The 17,959-nt window shown below is 41.9% G+C and carries 11 protein-coding genes; all 11 read left to right on the top strand.

From position 1 onward, the window contains the following. Nucleotides 1–14 precede the first annotated feature (14 nt). The 11 genes from B2V92_RS14335 (at nucleotide 15) to B2V92_RS14385 (ending at nucleotide 17,836) form a co-directional block, all read left to right on the top strand. Complete coding sequence (locus B2V92_RS14335) at nucleotides 15–1,535, top strand: RagB/SusD family nutrient uptake outer membrane protein (protein WP_293309291.1); 1,521 nt, start codon at nucleotides 15–17, stop codon at nucleotides 1,533–1,535. A gap of 71 nt (nucleotides 1,536–1,606) precedes the next feature. Beyond that, nucleotides 1,607–2,716, top strand: a complete 1,110-nt coding sequence (locus B2V92_RS14340) for a fasciclin domain-containing protein (protein WP_293309292.1) — start codon at nucleotides 1,607–1,609, stop codon at nucleotides 2,714–2,716. Between the two features lie 36 nt (nucleotides 2,717–2,752). Further along, complete coding sequence (locus tag B2V92_RS14345) at nucleotides 2,753–3,841, top strand: DUF5007 domain-containing protein (protein ID WP_293309293.1); 1,089 nt, start codon at nucleotides 2,753–2,755, stop codon at nucleotides 3,839–3,841. 21 nt (nucleotides 3,842–3,862) lie between these two features. After that, a complete protein-coding gene (locus B2V92_RS14350) occupies nucleotides 3,863–7,012 on the top strand; it encodes a SusC/RagA family TonB-linked outer membrane protein (protein ID WP_293309294.1) in 3,150 nt (1,049 codons plus the stop codon). 10 nt (nucleotides 7,013–7,022) lie between these two features. Further along, nucleotides 7,023–8,543: a RagB/SusD family nutrient uptake outer membrane protein gene (locus tag B2V92_RS14355; RefSeq protein WP_293309295.1), complete on the top strand. Its 1,521-nt coding sequence runs from the start codon at nucleotides 7,023–7,025 to the stop codon at nucleotides 8,541–8,543. Nucleotides 8,544–8,562: 19 nt separating this feature from the next. Further along, nucleotides 8,563–9,288 (top strand): hypothetical protein, encoded by a 726-nt coding sequence (locus tag B2V92_RS14360; protein WP_293309296.1) that lies wholly within the window; start codon nucleotides 8,563–8,565, stop codon nucleotides 9,286–9,288. A 24-nt stretch (nucleotides 9,289–9,312) separates the two neighbouring features. Further along, entirely contained in the window at nucleotides 9,313–10,932 is a 1,620-nt protein-coding gene (locus B2V92_RS14365) for a DUF5008 domain-containing protein (protein WP_293309297.1), read from the top strand. Between the two features lie 28 nt (nucleotides 10,933–10,960). Further along, complete coding sequence (locus B2V92_RS14370; protein ID WP_293309298.1) at nucleotides 10,961–12,658, top strand: alkaline phosphatase family protein; 1,698 nt, start codon at nucleotides 10,961–10,963, stop codon at nucleotides 12,656–12,658. 31 nt (nucleotides 12,659–12,689) lie between these two features. Continuing rightward, on the top strand, nucleotides 12,690–14,132 hold the full coding sequence (locus B2V92_RS14375) for a PA14 domain-containing protein (protein ID WP_293309299.1): 1,443 nt from the start codon (nucleotides 12,690–12,692) through the stop codon (nucleotides 14,130–14,132). Nucleotides 14,133–14,144: 12 nt separating this feature from the next. Then, nucleotides 14,145–14,984 carry a PKD domain-containing protein gene (locus B2V92_RS14380; protein ID WP_293309300.1) on the top strand — a complete coding sequence of 280 codons (840 nt, stop codon included), beginning with the start codon at nucleotides 14,145–14,147 and terminating at the stop codon, nucleotides 14,982–14,984. 377 nt (nucleotides 14,985–15,361) lie between these two features. Beyond that, nucleotides 15,362–17,836 (top strand): glutaminase family protein, encoded by a 2,475-nt coding sequence (locus tag B2V92_RS14385; protein WP_293309301.1) that lies wholly within the window; start codon nucleotides 15,362–15,364, stop codon nucleotides 17,834–17,836. The last annotated feature ends 123 nt before the right edge of the window (nucleotides 17,837–17,959 follow it).

Below are 17,959 nucleotides of genomic sequence, written 5' to 3' on the forward strand. Positions count from 1 at the left end.
ACAAAACATCAACAATGATGAAGAATATAGTTTACTCGTTTCTGCTTTCAGTAATTGTTTTATCCGGCTGTAATAAAGCTTTGGAAACAGATTCTACCCGCGTTGTGGGCGAAAAAAATATGTGGAATACGGTAGAGGATGCACGTGCAGGTATTATGGGGGTTTATGCCCTTACCCGTTCGGCCTTATCTGATAACAACGGTCACTGGATTTATGGCGATGTAAGAACAGGTGAGTTTACGAGTCCGAAAAGACAGGATTTAAAAGCGGTGATCAGCAATAATTTAAACGCGTCATATCCTGTGGTAGAGTCGCTTTCAGACTGGACCAGGTTTTATGCCATTGTAAACGGTGCCAATGTTTTTCTCGAAAATGTTGCCCATGTTAAAGCTACCGATAAACGTTACTCGGATAACAACATGACGGTAGATATTGCCCAAGCCAGGTTTTTAAGGGCTTTTGCCTATTTCTACATGGTGCGTATCTGGGGCGATGTGCCATTCATTATTTCTTCTAACGAAGGCGTATTTGAAAATAAACCGAGAGAAAGTCAGGCCAAGATTTTGGCATGGGTTGAATCTGAAATGTTAAAGGCTTCGCTCGATCTCCCTTACATTTACAGCGGTGGTGATGTACAACAGCCAAGCAACTATTACAATGAGGACAGAACCCGTTGGGGAGGTGCATTGGCCACTAAAGTTACCGCTTACGCTGTTTTGGCGCATGTTGCTGCCTGGACAGCAGATTACTCTAACGTGGCAAAATATGCCAAGTTTGTAGAAGATAACTACGGCAGAACCGGTGGAGGTTATACCTCGGTAACTGATTTAAGTAATTCGAACGGTTTTTTCTACAATAAAAACTTCAGACAGATGTTTGGCTTTAACTCCGATTATGGTCATATCGATGGTTCATCAACCGGCCATATCGAAGAGTTGACTTTGGCCGAGCCGATTACAACGAAAGCCATCCCTGATATCTATCTTCCAAAGGATTCGATCCTGAAGTATTTCAATATGCCGAAAGACGAAAGGTTTATGATCGATACCCTGGGTCAATCTAAATTCGACAGGTATTTCACCAATTTAAATGGCAAGTATCCTATTTTCAGTAAAATCAAGGTTATCCAGGGTGGCGGTACCGATCCGAATTTCAGGTATTTTACCAGTGCATTGATTTTTACCCGTTTAGAAGATATTGTATTGCTGCGTGCAGAGGCATTATCGGTACTTGGCGATCAGGCCGGAGCTTTGAACGAGCTAAACAATGTAATTACCAGAAGGGTTACAGCCGATACGCCTTCGCCTTACGAAAAACCTGAAAATCTGGATGTATTAAAGATCATTTTCGAAGAGCGCCACCGCGAATTAATGGGAGAGGGCCAAAGGTGGTACGATATGATCCGCTACAATAAGATCAGACAGAACGATGCCAAATTTATGAACCTGATCAACTCGGGCGGTATTTATTGGCCAATATCGCGTAAGCTCTTATTGCAGAATAATTTACTTACCCAAAATCCTTACTGGCGATAAATAACAGATATGAAACCATCGCGGCTTATCGTTCGCGGCGGCTTCATCACCATAAAATACAAGAATAACAGATGAAAAAGTTTGTAAAATATTTGGGAGCAGTAACCATGCTTTTATTGCTCGCCCTGGTGTATTCGGCCTGTAAAAAGAACGGAGGTTATTACGATGCTGCTGATGAGGCAGTGCCATTTTCGGGAAACACATACGAATATTTAAAAAGTAAACCCGGCGTTTTCGATTCGCTATTGGTTGCAGTTGATAGGATGGGATTGAAAAAAACACTTACCGATAGCAACGTAACCCTGTTTGCCGTTACCAATCCCAGCTTTCAGTTGGCGTTAAGAAATTTAAACAGTTTGCGTAAGCAATCAGATAAAGATCCATTGTTCCTCTCCAATATTGATGGCGTACAATTGGATACCATGGTTTCTTATTACATTATCAGAGGGGTAAAACCTACCGATTCGTTAAAACTGCAGGATGGTTTAAACCTTACCAGTGTAAAAGTGGCTTATCCGATGCATGCAAAATCGACCAAGGGCTCGGCATCGGGCGAGGTAGGTGCCGGACCGGAGATTATCGAATTCAGCAATACCAAAAAAAGCAAGTTTATCAGAAACTGGTCTACAAGTACCACGGCTTCTAACAATATCAGAACCAAAAATGGAATTGTGCATGTAATCAGTCCCGATCATACTTTCGGTTTCGATGGCTTTGTTACCAGGTTAACCTTTGTACCACCTCCACCAAATTTAATGGTTACTGTAGGCGGTACATTCTCTACCAACCGCGAAAACGGTGGTGGACCAACCAGTGGCGAAAACTCCAAAAAAGTAATAGATGGAGATGACCACACCAAGTTTTTATGTGATCTGAACGGATTTTTAACGATGACATTTAAGCTTAAAACACCCGAAGTTTCGTCGGTATATACTTTAACATCGGCCAACGATGCTGTTGAAAGGGATCCGAAGGCCTGGACATACGAAGGTTCGCAGGATGGTCAAAACTGGACTGAGCTGCACAGGGTAAACAACTTCTTCTTTGAAGAGCGTTATCAGCAAAAAGTTTTCAGGTGTACCAATACAGTGGCATATCAATACTACCGCATCAATATTACTGAGTTAAGAAGTGGCGGCGTGTTCCAACTGGCAGAATGGACAATCAATAAATCGAAATAGGTGATGGAGTACGGAAAAAATAAATTAGAAAAACTTATGAAATCAATCATAAAAAAAGAACTTCTACTTATGGCCTTTGGGCTGGTTGTTTTAGGCGGATGTAAAAAATTGTACAACCTGCCTGATGAAAAAGATTACTTAAGTAACAATGTAAATTTCAGCAATAAAATACTGGAACCTATTATCGGTAGAAATAACCTGATAGGTGGTTTTAACAGCGACAATTCAACCGCACCCATTACTTTCGAAATCGTAAATGCGAGGTATGGCGATGGAAGGCCGGTAAGCGATATTTTCCAGAAAGCACCAACTTATGTTTGGACTGCGCCTTACACCGGCCTGGAAACAAGTTTGGCAGAGATAGAGGCAAAAAGAAAAATAGAAGAGCACCAGCTGTTCGAGATCCGTTCATCAGGTCAGTTTATTTTGTGGGCATCTTCTACCAACCAGTTAATTACACCGCGCCCAACCGATAGTACCAACTTTAGCCAGGATACCCGTTTTTTCGATATCAAGGTTAAAAATACAGGTGGCGAGCGGTTGATCAAGGATTTCCAGATCAGGCCTTTTCGCGAGCGCCCTTACGAGCCATCTAACGATTTTAATGCTTATACAGGTTTGCCTGCACCTGATCCTAAATTTCCGTTAGACAAGAAATTGAGGGATTATATCCGTCCTTATCTCATCAATGTAATCGGTGCTGTTTCGAATAAAGGCCTCGAAAGCAACAACGATAAAAAAGATGTGGTGGTTTACATCCGTCCGTTTACTGGCGGTAATGGTCATTCGCTAAGGATTAAGGCATTGAATAAAGATTCGGTAGAAATTAACCCTGCTTTCTTTAACGAAACCAAATGGGATAAGATGATACATGGCTTTAACATGCAAAAAACTGATAAATACGTACAGTATGATGTGGCTTACCCTATACCTCTGGTAGAAATATCTACCTCTTATGCAACGGGAGGTTCGAGGGCAAAGGCAGAGTTAAGCTATTCGCGCGGCTCGTTCGGTGGCGGGCGTACCGTTGCCAACTTCGGTATCGATTTCGCTATTTACAAGGCAGGCGACTGGGAAATCGTATTTCATTTTAAAACAGAAAATCCAAAGTTCGCCAGCGAATAGGCAACATATAACGCTAATATTATGAAAAGAAATATACTTTTTTATGCATTGCTCATGATATGCATAATCTGTGGCACAAGTGCTTATTCGCAACAAAAATACATTATTGTGAATGGTACTGTTGTAGATAAAGAAACCAAACAGGGCGTTCCGGGGGTTTCGGTAATCTTAGAGGAAACCAACAAAGGCCTCACCCAAACCAATGGCAAAGGCCAGTTTTCGGTTAACGTACCCATTGGCGGAAACCTATTGTTTAAATTTTTGGGTTTTAATACCCAGCGCACAAAAATTACAGGTGCTACCACTATCACAGTAACCATTACCGAAGATAAAAAAGACCTGGATGATGTAATTATTGTAGCCTACCAGAAAAGGAGCAAAGAAACCACAACAGGTTCTTCGGTACTTATCCAGGCAAAAGATGTTCAGGATATTCCGGTATCAAACGTAGAGCAGCTTTTACAGGGTAAGGTACCGGGTTTAAATATCCAGAACAATACCGGTGCACCGGGTTTTAGGGGTTCGGTACAGGTACGTGGTTTATCAAGCTTAAGTATTTCGGGCAGTGGTAACGAGTCGTTTTTACAGCCAACATCGCCTTTGTACATTATTGATGGTGTACCACTTGATGCCGATAAAGCTGCAGAATTCGGTTTCCAAACGCAGGGCCCGGGTGTAAGTCCGCTTTCGCTGATCCCACAGGAAGATATCGAAAATATCCAGATCCTTAAAGATGCGCAGGCTACTTCCATGTACGGTTCGAGAGGTGCTTATGGTGTAATCATCATTACCACCAAAAGGGGTAACTCTAAAGTACCGCGCATTAGGTATGTAACCAATGCTTTCGTTAATGCGCCACCTAAACTGCGCGAAACTTTGGGCGGTAATTCTGAAAGATCATTAAAAATCCAACAGATTATCCTTAATGCTACAAATGTGAACGATATCAGGGCCATTTCGAATACACCTTTCCTTGCTGATAGCTTAAATGCTTATTACAACAATTCTACCGATTGGCAGGATGTGTTCTTCCAAACTACCTATAACCAGAGTCATAACCTGGCCCTTGATGGTGGTGATCCTAAATTTAACTACAAAGCCAATTTGGGTTACTATACCGAAAAAGGGGTAATTAAAAATACGGGTTACGACCGTTACAACCTGAACATGAACATGGAGTTTAAACCGAATGATAAATTTAGGTTTTTCGGTTTCATCAATGGTTCGGTAGGTAAACAGAATAAGGGTAACGGTGTGGGGCTATTGCAATCGGGCGTAGCACAAAATGGCCAGGCTTCTACCTTACTGCCGCCACCATCTTTCTATCAGGCAACCGGGGGCGTGCTTTCGGCACTTCAGACATTGAATGATAACAACTCCAGAAACTTAAGGACCAATGTTGAGGCCCGTTACGAATTTATCCCGGGTTTGGCGGTATCGTCAACTTTGAGTTACGATTATACTTCCGATACCGAATCAACTTTTACGCCGGCGGCAGCAAATGGTCAATACGCCAAACTTTACGATTATGTAGGCCGGAATTTCCAATTGTATAACCGTAACGGTATTACCTACGCAAAAACGTTTGGCGAAAAACATAATGTTTTCATCAACACCTTTAACGAGATTTATAAACAGGGTGCACAGGCCGGCATTACCCGCCAGGAAAGGATCCCTAACGACCAGTTACAGGGGCCGATAGGTTACGATGATTATAACTCGAGGGGCGGTGGTGTATTGAGCAATTACAGAAATGCAACCATTGCATCGTTCGCAGGTTCATTATCTTACGATTACGATAAAAAATATGTTGCAGAGTTCTCTTACCGTTTGGATGGAACCTCTTCGAGCGGTTTGGAAAACCCATACTCTAAAAACCCATCAATCGGTTTAAGGTGGAACTTTAATAAAGAAAACTGGTTGGTTGATAAAAAATGGCTATCGTACGGTAGTTTGAGGTTAACCTGGGGACAGAATATTGTACCTACCGGAAACCTGCAGAGTATTTACGGTATTTATAACCTGAATGGTAATTTTAACAACAACCCAACCATCGGTATCGATTTCGACCTGGTTCCAAATCCAAATTTAAAACCAACCACAACCACACAGTATAACTTAGGTTTTGATTTGGGTTTCTTTAACGATAGGATCTCTGTAAACTTCGATACTTACTTTAAAAAGGTTGATAACCTGCTTTTCGATAGGTTTTTATCAAACACAACAGGTTTTAATAAACTGGCCAGTAACGATTTGGGGATTGCCAACTACGGTACCGAGTTAATGCTTACCGTTAGGCCGGTAGTTACCAAAGATCTTGATATATCCGTATCGGTAAACGGTGCTTTAAACCGCGATGTGCTATTGAAATTACCTGCCGAGTACAACGGGCAGTATATCAGGTTCGATAATTCGGGTTATTTACAGCACAATGTTTTCCGCGTAGGCAGAAACACCCTATCCAACTATTTGAGGATTAACCAGGGGGTTTACCGCACCGATGCCGATGTACCTGTAGATCCCGTTACCGGAAAAAGATACCAGAGCAACGGTCAGTTTTTCCTTGGTGGCGATCCGATTATGAAAGATGTTAACGGCGATTATATTTTAGATGGCCGCGATTATGAAGTTACCGGTAACTCGCAGCCATTGGTAACGGGTGGTGTATCAACCAATATCAGGTATAAAAACTGGGGCTTAAATGTGTATGCTACCTATACCGCTGATAGAACGATCTTGAACAACGCCCTCGCCGATAGGATTGCCATTATGCGCGATCCCTTCTCGCAGAAATCAGTAGTGCCTTTAAATGATCTGAATATCTGGAGAGGACCTGGCGATGTAGCGAAATACCCTTACCCATATGATTATAAACGTTTCGATCAGATACAGCCTTTACGTGCCGACCAAACCCTTTGGCAGGAAAACGGCAGTTATTTTAAAATCAGTAACGTAACCATTTCATACATGTTCAATAAAAAACTGATCAGCAGGTGGGGCCTTAACCAGTTAAGAATTTATGCCTCTACCAACAACCTGGTTACCTTTTCTAAATACAGTGGGCCAAACCCTGAGAACGTAACCTCTTTAGGTCGCGATATTTCGACAGGTTACCCTGTTCCGCGTACCTATAACATTGGGCTTAACCTCGAACTTAATACAGGCAATTAATTAATAAATCATGAAAAAAGTTATCATTTACACGATCATTATAGCAGCAACATTCTGCTTGCCTGCATGTAAAAAGTTCCTGGATGTACAGCCGCTGGATAAATTAACCGGAAATAACTTCTTCCAATCCAAAGAAGATGTTGTGGCCAATATCTATAATTTATCGAGGGTTGTTTTTAACAAGTACAACGAAACACACTTTATCGGTGCAACCGGCGAGTACCGCTCGGGCGAAGTACTTTACGAAAGCCAGTCTGATTTGGCCCCGGCCCGCGAGTTTGTGGAGATTTTGGGTAAAAACAACATTTTAAACCTGATATCGGGCGGAAGGCCATGGGATTTCTACAATTTTTATAGGATAACCGATTGGACAGGCTATTATCAGGCCATTCAGGGTGCAAATATTTTAATTGCAAAATTGGATGAAGGCATTCCCGGCGTTTCCGAAGCAGAGAAAAACTCTTTCAAGGCCGAGGCTGCGTTTATCCGCTCACTGTGTTATTTTATCATGGTGCGCCTGTATGGCAATGTGGTTTACTATACCGATCCATTCCACTCTTCGGCATTACCAAGAGAAAATTTTGTATCCGTGCTGAACAAATGTATCGCCGATCTTAAAACTTATAAAAGTGCTATTGCCTGGACCTATACCGATCCATCATTGAAAGGCGTAAGGGCCGGTAGGGGAAGTATTGTTGCCTTAATGATGGAAATGAACATGTGGAATGCAGGTTTCGATCCCGCTAATGCCCGTAAATATTATGAGGAAACTGCCGATCTGGGCGAGGAACTGATTGCGAGCAACGCTTTTAGGTTATTGCCCATAACCGAGTGGGCAACAGTGGTAAAAGGAAGATCGGACGAGAGTTTGTTCGAATTTTACCGCAGTATCAACTACGGCGATGCCAATGCCAACATTGCACCAGTAGCCGATATGTTTCTGCACTATCCTTATAAACGTCCCGAATATACCCACCGTGTAAGTTTTGCTTATTACAGGGGCGAGTACATGCAGAAAATCTTTCAGGATGGTAGCGACAGAAGGATTACGAGCTGGTTTAACGAAGATATTTTTGCCGATAATGGAAAATTTATGATGTTGAAATTTGCCCAGAACTCATTCTCAACCGGAGAAGAAGACGCCAATCCGGATAATACCTTTATGATTTTCAGGTACGGGGGCGAAATCCTTTTGGCAGCAGAAGCAATGGCCAATATCGATAGGGACGGCAGGGCGGCCGAACTGGTAAATATGGTGAGAAAACGCGCAGGTGCTTCATCCTATACCGCATCTAACGGAAACCTTAAAGATTTTATCTTTTACGAACGTTCAAGAGAATTAATTGGCGAGGGACATCACTATTTCGATCTGGTACGTACCAAAAGAATTTTAAGTAACCAGTGGACGTACAATGTACTTACCGCCGATAAATTTAACCGTGGCGCATGGACATGGCCCATCAGTTCTAATGCGTTGAACAATAATCCATATATGGTGCTTAACGAATATTGGGTTAATGGTGGTAATTAATTTATAAGATTAAAAAGATATGAAAAAGCTAATAATGATATGTGCAGCACTTTTACTCTTGCTTAATGCCTGTAAACGTGACGAATATTATGTAGATGGCGGTAAGGCAAACCCCGATTATCCGGGAAGCATGCTAAAGTACCTGCAGGATAAAAAAGTTCCTTTCGATACCGTGGCGCAGATTGTAAAACTGGCCGGTATGGAACAACAGTTCAGCAGTGAGGATTTTACTTTTTTCGCCTTTGATGATGATGTGATCAAAAGGACCATAGGTACGGTTAATACAGCAGGGTTGAACAATTATTTATTCTATTCCGGAAAAGATACCCTTAAAACCCTGGATCAGATTCCGCCTGCAATCTGGAAAAAATACCTGCAGCGCTATATGTTTAAGGGCAGTAACCGGTTAAAGGATTATCCGCAGATCGACCTTGGCCTCCGGAGTATTTATCCAGGTGCTCTATACTATGATTACAACAACAGTGTGGCCAATATCGGTGTCAATTTTAACGATGCCAATGGCGTTAAATATATCGGATACAGACAGTTAATGTTTTCTTTTATACCCGATATTTCGAAACCGAACGATAGCTGGACAACAGTGCCCGTTGCATCATCCGATATAAAACCAACAAATGGTGTGGTACACACCTTAAGCTACACCGGCGCATATCTTGGTTTTGATCAGTACGAGTTTTATAACGATGTATACATCAGTGGCTTAAGGCCAAGTGGAAGTAATTAGGTTTTATCAGAAAAGAATTAAATCATGAAAAGAATCAAATATATTCTAAGCTTATTTTTCCTAATTGGCTTCACCATTGTGGGCTGTAAAAAGCAGGAAGATTTGGGCGCAGATCCTTACGGTGATGGGAAAGCACCGTTGGGAATAACCATTAGTCAAACCGCACCGCCAACACCTGCCGAGGGTATTGTGGGTACCACGGTTACCGTAAAAGCAACAGGGCTGCTGCCTTATAAAGATCAGCTTAGCTTTATGTTCAATGGCGAAAAAGCACAGGTGGTAAGTGTTACCGCAACCGAAATTACCGTTAAGGTGCCCGATGCAGGTAGTACCGGTATCACTTCTATCGCTATTGGCGATCAGTTGATATTGGGACCACAGTTTACCGTTACCGGACTGATTAAAAACGATGTTACCTGGAAAGCAACCGCTGGTGCAAACGGTTATGTAAGTCAGTTTTACGAAATGAACGATGGCAGAGCTTTGGTAATCGGCAGTTTTAACAACTACGATAACAAAGGTTTGGTAACACCGATCAACAGGATTGCCAGAACCTCGTTGGATGGCGATTACGACCGTACCTTCAGAACCGGTAGGGGCGCCAACGGATCATTATCAAGGGTAATCGAAGTTGGCGGGCGTTTCGTTATAGCAGGCGGTTTTAGCGGTTATAACCAGCGTACCGAAAACATCAGCAACATCACCACCCTGTTTAATAACGGGGCAATTGATACGATTAAAATCCAGACTAAAAGAAAACCTACCATAACCGATACCGTTACCCAAAAATGGTTCCCGAGATTTAACGGAGGTACAAATGGTTACATCAGCCGTATATATCCACATCAGGGAAAAATATTGGCAACCGGCGATTTTAGGTATTATGTTAAACGTACCTACGATAAAGACAATTACGATTTTACCAGGGATACCGTGATTTTGGACAGTACCGATATCCGCCAGATTTTAAGGTTTAACTTAGATGGATCATTGGATAAAACCTATCGTTTTAATACCTCAACCAATAAAGGTAATGTAAGCGCAAACGGGCCTATTGGTACCTACATGCATACCGATGCCCCTAATTTCGAAAAACTGATGGTTTTTGGTAACTTCAGTACTTTCGATGACCAGCCTGCTGTACGCATTTTGCGTTTAACCGCAAACGGAACATTGGATCCATCTTTTAACCCTGGTACCGGAGCCGATAACTATGTTGGTTCGTTAACTTATAATACTACCACCAGAAAATACCTCATTACAGGGGCTTTTACCAAATATAATGGCAAGCCCGCTAACGGTGTAGCACTGCTTAATGAAGATGGAAGTCTCGACGAATCATTCAGTGCCAAAACATTCGAAGGTGGTTATCCTGATTTTGCCAAGCAGCTCTCTAACGGGTTGATTGTGGTTAGCGGTTATTTCAGAAAATATAATAATGTAACCCGTAACGGTTTTATGGTACTTAACTCTGCAGGTTTACTGGCCCCTGGCTATAATGCAACAGGTCCGTTCTCAGGTGGTTTATCCGATATTATTGAAACAAAATCTGCCGATGGCAAAAAAGCTTTATTGCTGATCGGTGGCTTTAGCCGTTTCGATAACCAGCCGTTTTATAACATTATGAGAGTAACCATTGAATAAGCCTAACCAAAGATAAATTAAGATGAGCATGATGAAAAAATACAAGTTATTGGTGGGCGTAATCGCCACAATACTTACCACGGCCATATTTTCCTGTAATAAAGATTTCGATAGAACACTGGGCGCAAAAGATGGTACCGATACCACAAAGGTAAGGTACGGAAGCCGCAAGGTTTTGTACCTCATTGTTGATGGTGCAAGGGGCCAGTCGGTATCTACCGCAAATATCCCCAATATCAACGATTTATTGCCGCACTCTATTTATAGCTGGGTGGCCTTAAATCAGCCCGAGGCTACGCAGAATGCCAGCAACTGGGCCAGTATGCTTACCGGTGTAAAAAAAGAAAAACACCTGGTAAACGACGATAATTTAACAAATAACAACCTGCAGAACTACCCGATCATTTTTAAAAGGATCAAAGAGATAAAACCGAATGCTAAAATTGCCGCATATACTTCATCTACGGTATTTAAATCATTAACCACCGGTGCCGATATCAGCACCCTGGTAAGTACCGACGATCAGGTTAAAGCTGCGGTAATCAGCCAGCTTAATACCGATACCGCATCGGTAATTGTTGGCCATTTTACCGATGTAGATAAAGCAGGCATTGCCTCCGGTTACGATAATTCGTTCCCAGCCTATAAATCGGCCATCGAAAAGTTCGATGCCGGAGTGGGCGAAATTATGACAGCATTAAAAAAACGTGCCAATTACATCAACGAAGATTGGTTGGTGGTAATCGCCTCCAGCGATGGCGGTGCATTTACCCTGCCGCCAAATGCTGATGATCAAACCATCTTCAGTAAAACAGCTAATAACGCCTTTATTATCTATTACAGTTCTACCTATACCAAGCGTATATTGGTAAAGCCTTTTACAGGTAACCGCTATCTGGGTAAAACCGTTAAAATGAAAGGTACCGAAGTAAGGGCAGAAATTGCCGGCGAAGATGCTGCGGTTTATAATATTGATGATACCACCAAAATGACCATTGAACTTAAGGTTAAAAAGAACCAGGAAAAACTCTTTTATCCAAGCATTTTAGGTAAACGTAACGAATGGTCGAGCGGGCACCCAAGTGTGGGCTGGGTAATTTACCTGGAAGACAAATATTGGTATTTTGAATGGAGAGGTACCAAAGATGGCGATTACCGCCAATGCAGGGGCGGAGATCTGGTACAGGGCAGATGGGAAAACCTTTCGGTAAAATTAGAACAGCGCGGTAACCAGAGGTTTATCCGTACCTATACCAACGGCGTTTTCAACAATGAGCTCGAGATCACCGGATCAGGTTCTTTAGCCAATTCAAATGCACTTAAACTTGGCTTTTTGAACGGCAATGGCCATGGCGAGCCAGATTATTATGTAACCGATATCAGGTTCTTTAAATTGCCGGTACCCGATGGCGTAATACAACAATATGCCTGCGAAACTTCTATCGATCAGAGTCACCCGTCATATAATTTCCTGGTGGGCTACTGGCCGGCAACTGATGGTAACACCAACAAAATGATCGATCTTTCGTCACAGGCACACGATTTTAATCTTTTGGGGCCATATTCGTGGGAAAATTTTAACGATCTGATCTGTCCACCTTCTACCGGTACCCTGGCACTTTTGGTTCCCCAAACAACAGATATACCTTCTCAAATGCTAAACTGGTTAAAAATTGCTAATAAGCAAACCTGGTCGCTCGATGGTAGGGTATGGTTAGATCAATAACAAGAATTTCGGATCATTTAAAATATCGAAAATGAAAAAAATTATATATTCAATAGTAATGGGTTTAGCCATCATGATTGGCGCCTATTCTTGTAAAGAATCGCAGGTAGAGGATTTAAAACTGCCCGATGCTGCAACAAGGAGCATTACCGGCGAGGGTATTGTGGTAGGTAACGTAACCATCGATAACCAGTTTGTTAGAGTGCCTTTTAAAATCTCTCTTTCCGGTATGGCCGAAGAAGCTTTTCAGGTAGGTTTAACTTTAAATAACGATACTGTTACCCAGCTCATCAACAATGGCGGTCTAACCAATGCCATCTTAATGCCCTCAACCGCAGTAGAATACCCAACAGTAATCAATGTGGCTTACGGAACAGATAATGCAGAAGGTATTGCCATTGTGCGCAGGGCAACATTAGAACGTTATTTGGGTAAAAAAGTGGTTTTTGCCTTAAAACTTGCAGCTCCGGGCAAAGGCAATAAAATTGCCAATGGTAAATCCAATATCCTGGTGGTAATCAATACCGACGAGCTGCTTAAAGCTTCCGATGTGCATTACCTCACTTTTCAGGGCGGTGGTACCTATAACGTGCTTTATAAGGGCAATTATACACCGGGTTTAGCTGGAGTGACTATTCCATTAATTGTTAATCTGGAAAATGCACCTTCTACCGCTTTTAACATAAAAGTGAAAGAAAATATTGATACCATTGCTACCCTGGTTTCGAGGGGTATCCTTCCTGCTGATGTGATCCACCTGGACGCAAAAGATTATACGCTCGATACCCTGGTGAGGTTTAGTACCGGTGCAAGTTTCGCTACCGTTCGGTTGGTTATACCATGGCCGGTTTTTGATGCCAATATTGTGGCCAACAAGAAATTTGCTTTTGCATTAAGCCTTACCGATAATACCAATCACGTTATCCACCCTACAAAAGGCAAAGTAATTGTAGTGATTGATCCAAGTGTAAACCTTGATAACAACTCGCCTATTATAGGTAAAGGAACAGGACTTACGGCCAGGTATTACACCAATACACAGTTAGATCCTGATGATGGAAGAGAGCCGTTTGTAACAAGGGTTGATGAATCCATCAATTTTTCGGGCGATGGCTGGCCGGATAATGTTAAAAATGCCAGTGGCACTTCGTTAAGCAGGGATAATTTCGCAAGCAAATGGACCGGGGAGTTTTTGGCACCGGTAAGGGGTGAGTACATTTTCTATCAAACCCGTTGGGATGATGGATCGAGGTTGTATGTTGATGGAAAACTGCTTATTAACGATTATACCACACAATGGGATAAACCTGAACGAAATGCCAAAATTTTCCTGGAACGTGGTATCAGATATAAAATTGAAGCACATCACCGTGAAAATGTGGGCGGACAACAGGCTTACCTGGAGTATGAAGTACCATCGGCCAGTTACGGTAAACGTGTAATCGAAAAAACACAGCTATTTCCAACCCCTTAAACATGAATAGATATGAAAAGTAATATGAAAAGATTATTGTGCCTGTGCTCACTTTTACTGCTTATCGTAGTGTTAACGGTAAAATGTAAAAAAAGTGGCACCGAAGAGGTGGTTCCTGTTGTGGAAGAACCAAAACCATTGGTGGCATTTGATTATGCTATTCCAAATCCGGCAAAATACCAGGAAGTGCAGTTTACCGCCGATCCTAAAAATTATAAAACGCTGTTATGGCAGTTTGGCGATGACAGTACTTCTGTTGAGGTATCGCCAAAACATGTATACAGGTTTCCGGGTACCTACCGCGTAATTTTAACCATCCGCAACGGACAGGGCTATTCGGCTACCAAAGAGATCAATCTAAAAATTGTCGACCCTAATTTCGACCCTACAAAATATGGCGAAAACTATATGGTAACCGTTGGCGGAACATTTTCGGTCAACCTCGAAAACGGTGATGGGGCGAATGGAGGCGAAGGTTCGAAAAAACTTGTCGATCAGGATATCAATACCAAATTTTTGCAGGCAGGTTTCGATGGTACCCAAAGGTGTACTTTCGAACTTAAAACGCCGCAGGTGGTAGGTGCATATACGCTTACTTCGGGTAATGATGCGCCCGACTGCGACCCAAGGTATTGGATTTTACAGGGATCGCTGGATGGTATCCAATATACCGATCTGCATACCGTTACCGTTTGCCCTTGGGAAAATAACGATGGAAGCAGAAAGCAGACCAAGCTGTTCCATTTTGATAATTACATTGCATATAAATTCTACCGCCTTTATATCAAGTCGAACAGGGGAAGCCGCGTATTCCAGCTGGGAGAATGGACCATTAATAAGAAACAACCTTAAATTAACATTCGCTCCACACAATTTGAAAAATACATGAGGCCTAAAAACTTCATGTATTTTTTTTGAAAAGAAGTCAGGTTTTGGCAGGTTCATCACACTGAACTTGTTTCTAATGCGTAACGTCACCCTGAATTTATTTCAGGGTCTATCTGGGAGAAAAGTAACTGATCACTAAAGAAGTCAGGTTTGTACCCCAATTATAATACAACGTAAATTTAAAACTTGACTTCTTTAGAGTTTCTTTTTAAATGTCAAACAGACAATTAATTTCGGCTTTTTTGATAAAAGCTAAATTATATTTTATACTTTAGTAAAACGTTTAACTAACGTGGGATCTAACCAGGATATAATTTCAAAACTTCATACACACACAAATTATGAACAAAACCAACACTTTTAAATTCTTAGGCATACTCGGCTGCATGTTTGCGGGCAGTTTGCTGAAAGCACAGGAACGGAAAGCCCCGGCTTATCCCTTAATTACGCACAATACTTATTTCAGTATCTGGTCTAACACCGATAAATTAACGGAGTCTTCTACCCAGCACTGGACCGGGGCAGACCACTCCCTTTTAGGGATGATTAATGTTGATGGCGGTATTTATCGTTTTTTGGGTAAAGAAACCACCACTTACAAAACCATTGTACCTGCTTCTGATGAGAAAGCTTACGAAGTAAAATATACCGAGAGTGAGCCACAGGGGGATTGGAAAGCCGAAAATTATAATGCCAATAACTGGCAAACGGGTGCCGCACCGATCGGCGACGATGAAAAAAATGTAAAAACACTTTGGAAATCGCACGATATATGGGTAAGGAGAACCATTAATGTGGCCAACCCGGCTTCGATAAACGAACTTTTTTTAAAAATAAACCACGATGATAATATCGAAGTTTATTTAAACGGTAAAAAAGTTTACACTAAAGAAGGCTGGACAAACAGTTTCCAGTACATTGCCTTAAGCAATAGCGATAAAAGTGCTTTAAAAGCAGGCTCAAATGTAATTGCCATCCACCTGATCAATACTGCCGGTGGCCGTTTCCTTGATTTTGGTTTGGTAGATAAGCTGAAAGACAACGCCGAAAAAGTACAGGTTGCCAAACAAAAAAGTGTTGACATCAATGCCACACAAACCATTTATAACTTTACCTGTGGCAAGGTCGACCTGAAATTAACCTTTACCTCGCCGCTGTTAATGAACGATTTGGGTTTGTTTGCACGCCCGGTTTCTTATGTTTCTTATCAGGTAAAAGCCAACGATGGTAAAACTCACCAGGTGAAGGTTTATTTAAGCGCATCTTCCAATATTGCGGTTTACCGTCCAACACAGGAAGTTACCGCAACCAAATATGCAACATCTAAATTATCGGTATTAAAAACCGGTACCGTAGAACAACCGATCCTGCAAAAAGCCAGTGATGATATGCGTATTGATTGGGGTTACTTTTATGTAGCTGCCCCAAAAACCAGCAATGCCATCCAGTTTGTAACCGCCGAAAAAGATGCTGCTGATGCTTTTAGAAAAGGTAATTCAGCTTCAACAGCAAAACAGGGAAAAATGTTGGCGCTTAATACCGTTATCCCTTTTGGTGCAGTGGGTAAAGCTGCGGTAGAAAAATATGTAGAACTGGGTTATGATGAAATTTATTCTGTTCAGTATTTCAATAAAAATTTAAGACCGTGGTGGAATACTTCGGGTAACGAAACCATCGAAAATCAGCTTACTGCTGCGGCCAACGAATACAAAACCGTAATCCAGAAATGTGAGGCTTTTAATAAAACTTTATATGCCGATGCCTTAAAATCGGGCGGTAAAGAATATGCCGATCTTTGTGTTTTAGGTTACCGCCAGAGTATTGCCGCGCACACTTTGGTTAAAAGCCAGCAGGGCGAAATTTTGTGGTTGTCAAAAGAAAACAACAGCGGTGGTTTCATCAATACCGTTGATGTTACCTATCCATCTGCCCCTTTATACCTTATTTATAAACCCGAACTACTTCAGGGCATGTTAAATGGTATTTTCTATTTTAGCGAAAGCGGTAAATATCCACACCCTTGGGCCGCACACGATTTGGGTACCTATCCACTGGCTAACGGACAAACTTATGGCGAACCGATGCCTGTTGAAGAATCGGGTAACATGATTATTTTAACAGCCGCTATAGCCAAAGCACAGGGAAATGCCGATTACGCCAAACTACATTGGAAAACATTAACCACCTGGGTTGATTATTTAACCAAAGAAGGTCTGGATCCAAAAACACAGTTATGTACTGATGATTTTGCCGGTCACCTGGCCCGTAACGCCAATTTATCGGTAAAAGCAATTGTAGGTATTGCCTGTTATGCACAAATGGCCAAAACATTGGGTTATGATGATGTAGCTAAAAAATATAGGGATATTGCCGAAAGCATGGTGCCAAAATGGATCGAAATGGCCGATGCAGGCGATCATTATGCTTTAACTTTCGATAATAAAAATACCTGGAGCCAGAAATACAACCTGGTTTGGGATAAAGTTTTAAACTTAAACCTCTTCCCTCAGAAAATATACGATACCGAAACCAAATATTACCTTACCAAACAGAATAGGTACGGTATTCCATTGGATAGTAGAAAAGCTTACACCAAAAACGATTGGATTTTGTGGACGGCGACTTTTGCCCCAACGCAAAAAGAATTCGAAGCTTTGGTGCATCCTGTTTATAAACATGCCATCGAAACAGAATCGAGAGTGCCTTTAAACGATTTTTATGATTCGAATACCGGTATCCGCGATAACTTTAAGGCCCGTAGCGTAGTGGGCGGTTTCTATATGAAAATGCTCGCCGATAAATTAAACAACAAATAAGATCTTACCCTCCCTTTAAATTAACAATCGAAGGCCCGGCATTTATGCAGGGCCTTTTTCGGTTACCGTCATTTCGACCGCAGTGGAGAAATCTGTCGAGGTAGATCTCTCCCTGCCCGAAGC

It is taken from the genome of Pedobacter sp. UBA5917, assembly GCF_002432345.1.
Classification (GTDB): domain Bacteria; phylum Bacteroidota; class Bacteroidia; order Sphingobacteriales; family Sphingobacteriaceae; genus Pedobacter.